The organism is Streptomyces sp. NBRC 110611, from assembly GCF_001590865.1.
Classification (GTDB): Bacteria; Actinomycetota; Actinomycetes; order Streptomycetales; family Streptomycetaceae; genus Streptomyces.
The window spans coordinates 1-1,761 of record NZ_BBUY01000075.1; the positions used below are offsets into that span (position 1 = coordinate 1).

2 protein-coding genes are annotated in these 1,761 nt (G+C 68.4%); both read right to left on the reverse strand.

Annotated features, from left to right (window positions below):
- Positions 1 to 292: universal stress protein (locus AZE13_RS33385; protein WP_181690555.1), on the reverse strand; the 292-nt coding region annotated here is incomplete at its 3' end.
- A 158-nt stretch (positions 293 to 450) separates the two neighbouring features.
- On the reverse strand, positions 451 to 1,599 hold the full coding sequence (locus AZE13_RS33390; RefSeq protein WP_066940565.1) for an amidinotransferase: 1,149 nt from the start codon (positions 1,597 to 1,599) through the stop codon (positions 451 to 453).
- Between the last annotated feature and the right edge of the window lie 162 nt (positions 1,600 to 1,761).

The window sequence follows — 1,761 nt, forward strand, 5'->3', positions numbered from 1 at the left end:
CGGCCGCCTCGCCGGCCAGGACCCCGGAAGGCTGCCCGAATCGACGCCGACTCTCGATCCCCGGAGAAGGGTGCTCGCGCCGCACCGCTTCCGCGGCCTCGGCCAGCAGATCTTCGGCCCAGTGGCTCGGCGCTTCGAAGCTGCCGGACGGCGCGGTCGCCGGGCCCGGCGACTGATCCGCGTAGACGATCCGCAGGTTCACTTTGCGCAGTACAGCCTCCCCGGCGGCCCATGCGGCCGCCGCGAGAGCCTCCGGCGACCCGTCCACCCCGACAGTCACAGGACGGGACATGCGTACGCTCCCTTCTGGCGGCGGGGCGGGATCTCCTCCCCGGGCTGCGGGCCTGATGACACGCCAAGTGGCTCCTTACTACGGCGAAGGTGAGGCGACTTTCCTCGTCATCCCCAGATGCTCGGTACATCCATGCAGTCAGTTGGTGTGGCGTGCATTCAGGGTGCGGTCGCGCGGGCCGACCGGGGAAAGTAGGAATCGAGCGCGCCGCGGCGACGGATGTCGAGGGTGGCGCAGTGGAACGACCCGCCGAACGGCGCATAGTGCAGCAGGTCGCAGGGGACGGGCTCGAAGCCCCACCCCTCCAAGGCGCGCAGCATGCGGGTGTGGTGGCGTTCCGCGATCACACGTTCGCCGTCGATGACGAGGACGTTCATGTTCAGCCACTTACCGCACATTGAGGTGACCTTGAGCAGCCGTTCAGGGAGCGGATCGGGCTCAGGGGCGATCAACACGTCCCACCCGTCGAGAACCGCGGGCAGGCGATCGGCATCGACGTACTCCGGATTCACCAGGACCTTACCCGGGGTAAGCGGGAGGAACGTCGTGTCGATGTGCATCGGTGTACGGCAGCGGCTCTCGATCTCGTGGATGCGATAGTCGGGCCCCAGGTGGCGGCGCAACCACTCGATGCCGATGCGGTTGGTCACGTTGCTCCGCTGGGTGAACAGGTCACGGCCCGCGCGTACGAAATCCGCCGCGTCGAAGACCGGCTCGAACTCCGTGGTCAGGTAGCGCACCTGCTCCCCCGTCCTGGGGACCCGGTAGTCCCCGTCGAACAGGGCGTCGGTGAGCTGCGGCTTGGGCGCCGACGTCCAGCGCGCGCCACGACGGAAGTAGTCCTTGACGAGTGAGCGATAGGAGAACGTCTCGTAGTACCGGCACGGCCAAGCCATCGGGGTCTCGATGATCTGGTCACCGATCACCAGCAGACTGTCACGCGGACAGCTGTTGGCGAACCCGCGTGACGGCCAGTCGGGGGTGGCGTAACGCTGGCGGTGGTCGACAGGGTCGGGGCGCCTGACCGTCACACCCAGGGACTGCAGCAGGGCGATGAACCGGTCGAGCTCACGCTGGGCCGGCTCGACGATGGCGCGGGGATAGCGGAAGCCTGCGGCCAGCTCCTGCAGCCGTCCCGCCCACGCCGGGACGTTGCAGGTCACGATCGGATGCCTGGACGGGAACGTCGCACCTTCCAGACGCCCGACCACGACCTCCTCCAGCGGGTCCCATTCGTTGTGCGAGCTGACCGGCGACGCGAGGGAGTGCACGCTGTCGTCAGCGGTAACGAACCGTGGCGATGACATCGGGCCTGACTCCCCTCGTCCCAGCCGCTACCTCTCCGCCCCGCAACCGGCACACCAGGTGGGGCAGCACCCCGTACAACCACGATGAAGGATCGTGGCGGACTGCGCGCGCTGGGCGTGCCCACAGCGAGCTGACTGAGGGCCGCGCAGAGACGGCCAGCG